9 protein-coding genes are annotated in these 6,429 nt (G+C 58.1%); 3 read left to right on the forward strand and 6 right to left on the reverse strand.

The window, feature by feature from the left end:
• Positions 1-435 precede the first annotated feature (435 nt).
• Both FCK22_RS07330 and FCK22_RS07335 read right to left on the reverse strand, forming a co-directional pair.
• Complete coding sequence (locus FCK22_RS07330) at positions 436-621, reverse strand: hypothetical protein (RefSeq protein ID WP_136720337.1); 186 nt, start codon at positions 619-621, stop codon at positions 436-438.
• A gap of 127 nt (positions 622-748) precedes the next feature.
• A complete protein-coding gene (locus tag FCK22_RS07335; RefSeq protein WP_136720338.1) occupies positions 749-1,012 on the reverse strand; it encodes a hypothetical protein in 264 nt (87 codons plus the stop codon).
• A 303-nt stretch (positions 1,013-1,315) separates the two neighbouring features.
• Here FCK22_RS07335 and FCK22_RS07345 point away from each other — a divergent pair, with 303 nt between their 5' ends.
• From FCK22_RS07345 to FCK22_RS07355, 3 genes are all read left to right on the forward strand, one after another.
• Complete coding sequence (locus FCK22_RS07345; protein ID WP_136720339.1) at positions 1,316-1,513, forward strand: hypothetical protein; 198 nt, start codon at positions 1,316-1,318, stop codon at positions 1,511-1,513.
• Between the two features lie 209 nt (positions 1,514-1,722).
• Positions 1,723-2,094, forward strand: coding sequence for a helix-turn-helix transcriptional regulator (locus FCK22_RS07350; RefSeq protein WP_136720340.1), 372 nt, complete (start codon positions 1,723-1,725; stop codon positions 2,092-2,094).
• On the forward strand, positions 2,094-3,344 hold the full coding sequence (locus FCK22_RS07355) for a HipA domain-containing protein (RefSeq protein ID WP_136720341.1): 1,251 nt from the start codon (positions 2,094-2,096) through the stop codon (positions 3,342-3,344). The genes FCK22_RS07350 and FCK22_RS07355 overlap by 1 nt, the downstream gene beginning before the upstream one ends.
• Before the next feature lie 316 nt (positions 3,345-3,660).
• On the opposite strand, the gene FCK22_RS07360 is transcribed toward FCK22_RS07355, so the two are convergent.
• The 4 genes from FCK22_RS07360 to FCK22_RS07375 form a co-directional block, all read right to left on the reverse strand.
• The gene (locus tag FCK22_RS07360; RefSeq protein WP_136720342.1) at positions 3,661-4,086 is read right to left on the reverse strand and encodes a c-type cytochrome; all 426 of its coding nucleotides are present in this window, start codon (positions 4,084-4,086) and stop codon (positions 3,661-3,663) included.
• Positions 4,083-5,381, reverse strand: coding sequence for a multicopper oxidase family protein (locus FCK22_RS07365; RefSeq protein WP_136720343.1), 1,299 nt, complete (start codon positions 5,379-5,381; stop codon positions 4,083-4,085). Before FCK22_RS07365 ends, FCK22_RS07360 begins: the two co-directional genes overlap by 4 nt.
• 175 nt (positions 5,382-5,556) lie before the next feature.
• Positions 5,557-6,006 (reverse strand): ion channel, encoded by a 450-nt coding sequence (locus tag FCK22_RS07370; RefSeq protein WP_136720344.1) that lies wholly within the window; start codon positions 6,004-6,006, stop codon positions 5,557-5,559.
• A gap of 41 nt (positions 6,007-6,047) precedes the next feature.
• A partial coding sequence (locus FCK22_RS07375; protein ID WP_136720354.1) for a LuxR C-terminal-related transcriptional regulator occupies positions 6,048-6,429 on the reverse strand: 382 nt, incomplete at its 5' end.

A 6,429-nucleotide genomic window follows, 5' to 3' on the forward strand; every position in this document is an offset into this window, starting at 1 on the left:
CGCGCCCAGACCGCGAGTGTGAAGCTACTCACGCACAAGACGGTCAGTCAGGCTCACAGCTGATATCGATTGCAGTGGCGTCCGAGGCGGCAACGAGGACATGTCTGAGCTTCTATCTAATGAAATTTGACTAACTGATAAGGTTATTGATGGATTGTTTCCAACGTGTCTCATTTTACGTCATCCAGCCGCCACAATGCCTTTTTGTTTCCTTGCGGCGCCTATTGAGTTGAAGGCCACTACCGCAAAAGGAACATGTAAAGTTCCTATTTCAAACCCTACTCGGCTCGAATGATCTTTGCGGCGCTCGAATGCCAGGAAGAGACTGGTCATTATTCAGTCTGAAATTTTCTTGCTTGGATTAGCTACCGAAAGCAGAAGATATCTCTGCAGTTACGATGACGTCCGAGGAGAGTTTAGTTGCAAGAAAGCCGATCATCTTTTCTGGCTATGTCTTTCACCGTCGAGGTTGTATGGCGCGTTCGCGATAAATCGACGCAAGCGCTCAGGATCGTGCGGACGATCTCGGCCGCTCACCCGAGCCAAGTAGGCCATATAGGCGATGGCCACGCCAGCCAGAACAACCGACGCGATCGACACGATGATGTCAAAAATAGCCATTGCCCCTCCTTTGAGCCGTCGCCCAGGTTCACACTGAACACTATAGAGCATAGCACAGTTCTGTCGCAGTTCATACCGAACCACGCGTTTTACAGGGGGTCCTTTTGCTTGTGACGAAGACCCGCTCCTACTTAGCGAGTGCCAACGGGAACGGGCAAAGCGTCTGAAAGTGCTCCGCGACCTGCCGCACCTTATCATGGGGCAGTCCCATCTCTGACACGAAGGAAAGCTGAAGATCCGGGGAGACTTCAGAGAAGAAGGAGAAGGCCGGCCCCATGAAGGACTGAGCGGCCTCAATGTCAGAGATTGCGGTGGCAAGCTGACAAGCGGATAGGTTCGCACCATATGGCGCGTTCACTGTTCCGAGAATCTTCGATGCGACGTGCACCATCCTTTATCTCCTTACCCAGATCGCATGGTCGGCGTTCTTTCGCGTTATGATCTTTTGGGTCCCGCGGCTCAGCCGCATCGAATGACACGTCAACATACCCTCTCCTGTGCATTACAGCTAATGTAGCACTCATGTCGCAGAAGGGGGGGGGCGGCATCCGTTAATCTCGATTTTGCGAACCCTTGATCCACAATCAAGCGCTTTAACCAACTTAGCTAAGACGGCACTCGGGCGGATTTAGCGCCGGCCGGTTTTAGCGTCAATTTTGTGATAAACTCGGTTCAGCAGAGTAGGAGCACCGGGATGACAGACCCAATACCGGATGAATCAGACCCCGAGTGGGAGGAATGGTTTATAGAGAAGATGGGCCAGCCTGGGCCCGATGAGGAAGCGTTTTTCGAACGACTGCGGCGCCTTGGGCTTGGAGTTGGCCTCGATGAGGACGGGAACCTTGTCTATGATAAAGACCTTCCCGAAGCCAAGAACAGGCTTGGAGATTAGACCCTGCCCACGGCGCCGTAGTGTTATTGATCTCTGGAAAAACCCCCACCCGCAGTGGCGGTGCGGATGCCGACAGCGGCAAGAACTCGTCCATATCTGGCACCGATACGCCGCGCATCGGCCAGCTTTGACCTTGTTAGTTGAAGTTCACGGGTTAATAGGTCATATATGACCTTTAATCATCTTTTATAAGCCACATAAGACCAGTAATGTCGAATCTTCGTGCCCAGAGGGCTTTGGTAGACCTTGGCCGTAACATCAAGCAGGCGCGCCTCGCGCGTCGTCTTGCCATGCTCGATCTCGCCGAACGCGCAGGCGTGTCAGAAAAGACGATACAGCGTCTGGAGCGGGGCGATGCTGGCGTGGGCATCGGGAAACTGGCCGGGGTGCTTGCGGCGCTCGGCGAGCCCGATGCCCTCGCGGAGATCCTGCGAATAGAAGAGGATGCTGTGGGCCTGTCCCTCGCACTCGACGCAATTCCTAAGCGGGGGACATCCTATGTAAAGCGTGGCGGCGCACGAGCTCCGGATAGCCGCCATGAGGCCGACGTTGATGATGATGACGAAGGCGTAGGCTTCTGATGGCCCCGGGCACCCCGGAACAGAAGGTCACCCATGTCTGTCTTGGAAGCGCACTCTTGCCGGTCGGTAAGCTGCGGTTCACCCAAGGGTCGCGCCGCCATCATTCCGAGTTTCAATATTTCGAGAGATGGCTGAACGATGCGCGTGCCTTCGCGATCGCACCTCAGCTGCCGCTCGGATTAACGCCCTCCTATGTGTCTAAGGCATCCACAGGCGATCAGCGCGACAGCCTGCCTTCCGTCCTTCAAGATGCAACGCCTGATGCATGGGGGCGCCTCTTAATGGCGCGCGTTCACGGCGCGGACCTCAGTGAATTCGACATGCTTACCCTATTAGATGATACCACGCGTCAGGGTGCACTCCGCTTCACTGGAGAAGACGGCGGGATCATCATTGGACATCGCGCACCGGTGCCGAACATCAACCAGCTTGACGCACTCCGGAACATTGCGGTCAGGGGCGAGCAGCGACGCGAGGTGTCGAGCGAGGATCTGCGCCTGATCGCAGGCGCTGGCGGCTCGATTGGCGGCGCCCGACCCAAGGTAAATGTGCAAGACCGCGACGCGCTCTGGATTGCTAAGTTCTCATCCTTGAGAGACCAGAGCCCTGTGGAGCGCATCGAGGTCGCGACCTTACAGTTGGCGCGGGAATGCGGCCTGCGCGCGCCAGACGCTCAGTTGATGTTGGAAAACTCGGACCATCCAGTGGCCCTGATCAGGCGCTTCGATCGGCGAGCGGGCGCGCGTGTCCCATATTTTTCAGCCCGCACAGCTCTTAATCGATCCGGAGCGAAGCCAGGCTCCTATACAGAGATTGCAGAGGCGATCCGGATGATCAGTAAGGCTGGGCGGGCAGATCTGCATGAACTTTGGGCACGAATGGCCTTCAACGTCCTTGTCACCAACACGGATGATCACCTGAAGAACCACGGCTTCATCTATGCCGACAACGGCCTTTGGCGGCTCTCTCCGCTCTTTGATGTGAACCCACAAGCGGGACGCCATCGCTATCTCGAGACGGCGATCATAGAAGGAGGGCCATTTAAGGCGTCACTCGATCTTGCGGTGGCCGCTGCGGAGTTCTTCGATCTATCGGAGCACGAGGCGCGCAAGCGGGTGCGTGCGATGGCCTCACTCATCGCCAACCGGTGGAGACCTCTCATGCGGCAATTCGGTGTTGGTGGAGAAGATCTGAAATCTCTCGCAGATGCCTTTGAACACAGCGAGGCAGAGAAGGCTCTTAGCCTCTGAACAACATCCGTCGATCTCTCGACGGCTACACCACGGCTGAGCGTTTCTGAGCCTCGAAGCGCTACGTCCGCTTTGAGCCCGTTGTGACCGTGCCGAGCTTGAAGCTATTCGCAGTCGCAGCATCGCATTCTTTGCAGAGGACGGCCCTTAGCGGTCGTTCGACAAGGTTTCAGCGAATGACCGAAGCGCTCTCTTTCGTCCGATGCCGAGGCTTAGACGAATGGTCGCATTTTCTGGTCGTTTAGGTGGCACATTTTAGCCCCTACTGCTTATCGGTGTCAGTTTGGGGGCCGAGCCCCAGCAAAGTTGCCGGCTCTCAATGGGGTCGATTTCGGCTGGCCTGAGCAGCCTTTGAGCGCGGTGGCCAGGTCGACCTGATATAAGCCAGTATGGTCCAAATATCTTCGTCTGAGATTACCTCACCGAAGGCGGGCATGCCGCTGTTGAAACCCTTCACGCCCCGGGACGCCAGCGCAACCTCGCCCCCGAGCTTGGTGTAGTCGAACAGCAGCGTATTATCATGGTGCCAAGTATGCCCCGTTGCATCATGCGGCGGCGCGGGCAGCACACCATCTTCGTCTGGCGTTCGCCAGTCGGGCTGTCCTTCGAGGTCTGCGCCATGGCAGGCGGCGCAGTTCTCGGCGTAGAGCGCGCGTCCCGCGACGAGATCGCGGCCGTCGAGTTCGTGATCGGCCTGCGCGGCAGATGCGACGGCACAGAAAATCAAAGCGATCCGTTTCATGCGACTTCTACCCATGTGCGCATTCCCCCGATGGCGTGGCTCAACATATGACAATGGATCAACCAGCGCCCCGGATTATCGAAGACGCAGAGAACATCGCGGCTTTCCCCGGCAGCGACCAAGGTTGTATCGCGCAGATCGCCGAGGCGGCCGTCAAGCGCCATCTCATAGAAGTGGTGCCCATGCAGATGAATGCCATGTGAAAAGGCGGTTTCATTAACCAAGGTGATCCGCACCGTTTCGCCGCGTTCGATGGCGGCAAAGGGGTCCTGTGGCAGGTCCGAGACATCGTTGAAGGACCAGATATTGGCCCCGCCGTGCCGACCGCCCATGGCACCGCCCATCATGGTCAGCGTCAGGTGCTGGGAGGGGGTGCCCGGTGCCGGGCGGTCCGGTGCCGCCAGTGTCGGCAGAGGGCCAGATTGCCGATCCGTATTCTCGCCGGAGATGGACAATTCGGCCAGACGGTAAGGCTCCTGCCGCGTGGGCATGTCAAAGCCGACCGGGCCGGTGACATCAACGATCAGATCGGCCCGCTGGGCCGGTGCCAGAACGAGGTCAGTGGCCGCGCGGGGTTGGCTCAGTGCCATGCCGTCCAAGGCGACAACCGAACCAGAGACGCCAGAGATGCTTAGGGGGAAAATACGGTTGGTCGCCGCATTGATCAGCCGCAGGCGGATGCGATCACCTTGCCGCACCTCGCTTAGCGATAGGAAGCCGCGGGCGAAATTGCCCATATAGCCCGCATGTGCGACGCTATGCATGTCGGTGAATTCATCAACAAGGCTGCCATCTTCGTCGATGATCCAATCGGACAGGATCACGGTGATGTCATGGTCCAGATCGAGGGGGGCGTCGTCTTCGACGATCAGCGGCCCCATCAGACCCCGCGCCACCTGCTCTTGCGAGATGTAGTGCGAATGATACCAGTAGGTCCCCGCGTCGGGCGGGACGAAGCTGTAGGTCTTGCTGTCACCGGGGTTAATCAGGTCTTGCGTCAGGACCGGAACGCCATCCATCCGGTTTTCCAACCGGATGCCGTGCCAATGCACGGCGGTGCCCTCTTCGAGCCCGTTCTTGACCTCGATTGAGACCCGCTCCCCGCGCTTCACCCTGAGTTCCGGCCCAGGCATCGACCCGTTGAACCCCAGCATCGCGGTGGCGCCTTCCCCTTCGGGAAGAATTTGACGCGTGACGGCCTCGGCCCTCAGCTTCAGGGGCGTTTGACCAGCGAGGCCCGGCAGTGGCAGGACCGTCGCGGCTGAGACGCTGGCAAGGAATTGTCTTCTGTTCATGTCATGCCTTATCGGGATAAATTGCGATTGATGCTGCCACGGGGGACAGGGCGCGCCGATGTCCGAGGCGTGTAGGTATGTCCTGCCGGGGCCGATCCCAACTGCCGATGACGGGTTGGAGGTGGGCCGCCTATGCGCTCTCTATCGGGAAAGAGAATGAGTCGAACCACTTGGGTCATCCCTTGTCCGACAGGGGGGCGCGTCCCCCCATGATCTGTAGCACGAAGCTTCCTGACGCCGTTATCATGAGAAAGCCGTGAAATGCTTCTATCCCGGTAAGGAAGCGCAGGTGCCCCACGGGGGTCAAGTCGCCCCGCCCTAAGGTGGTGAAGTTGACCAGCGAGAAATAGAAATAATCCATCATCGTGGTGGGCTTGCCCGCCGGGCCGGAGACGTTCAGCGCGCCGATTTGCAAACCCTGCACAGCCCAAAGGAAGAACAGCGTATAGATGAAAGCCTCGATGACATGCGCGATTGTGATTGCGCCGATGGCCAAGCCAAGGTTCTGGCCATGCGCAGCTCTTTTGCGCTGCGCGATGGTATCGGAAACCCATTTGAGCACGAAATAGTGGATCGCCGTGCAGATGCTGACGACCAGAACTGATAGAAGAATTGCTTGGATCATGAAGGGGCAACCTGCTTTGTTGGGGGCTTTTCCTCAGGCGATTAAGCGGGGGCGGCGTTTGTTCTGGTTGCAGCGCCTATAGTCGAACCCTTCACAGCCACAGTTTGCAGGGCCTCCGCGGGCATCAATGCGTCATCCATCAGATCTTCAATGAAGGTGCTGAGCAACTGTGTGCGCCCGGTGACGGCAGCCTTGCGATAAATCGCGTTTGTCTGCGCCTTGATTGTCCCTTCTGAGGTGCCGCGCAGTTCCGCAATGTCGCGGGTGCTTAGTCCTTTGACCAAAAAGACCGCGACGTCCCGCTCTGCGGGGGTCAGCCGCCAATCCGTGAAATGTTGCGTCATCACCATCGAGAACTCCGAGGTGCAGCGGCGCATCTTATCTTCGGCCAGCCGCGCACGTTGCAGACTGGTCCTGAGGGCG

Origin of the sequence: Sulfitobacter sp. 15WGC (assembly GCF_005068605.1) — a bacterium.
Taxonomy (GTDB): domain Bacteria; phylum Pseudomonadota; class Alphaproteobacteria; order Rhodobacterales; family Rhodobacteraceae; genus Sulfitobacter; species Sulfitobacter faviae.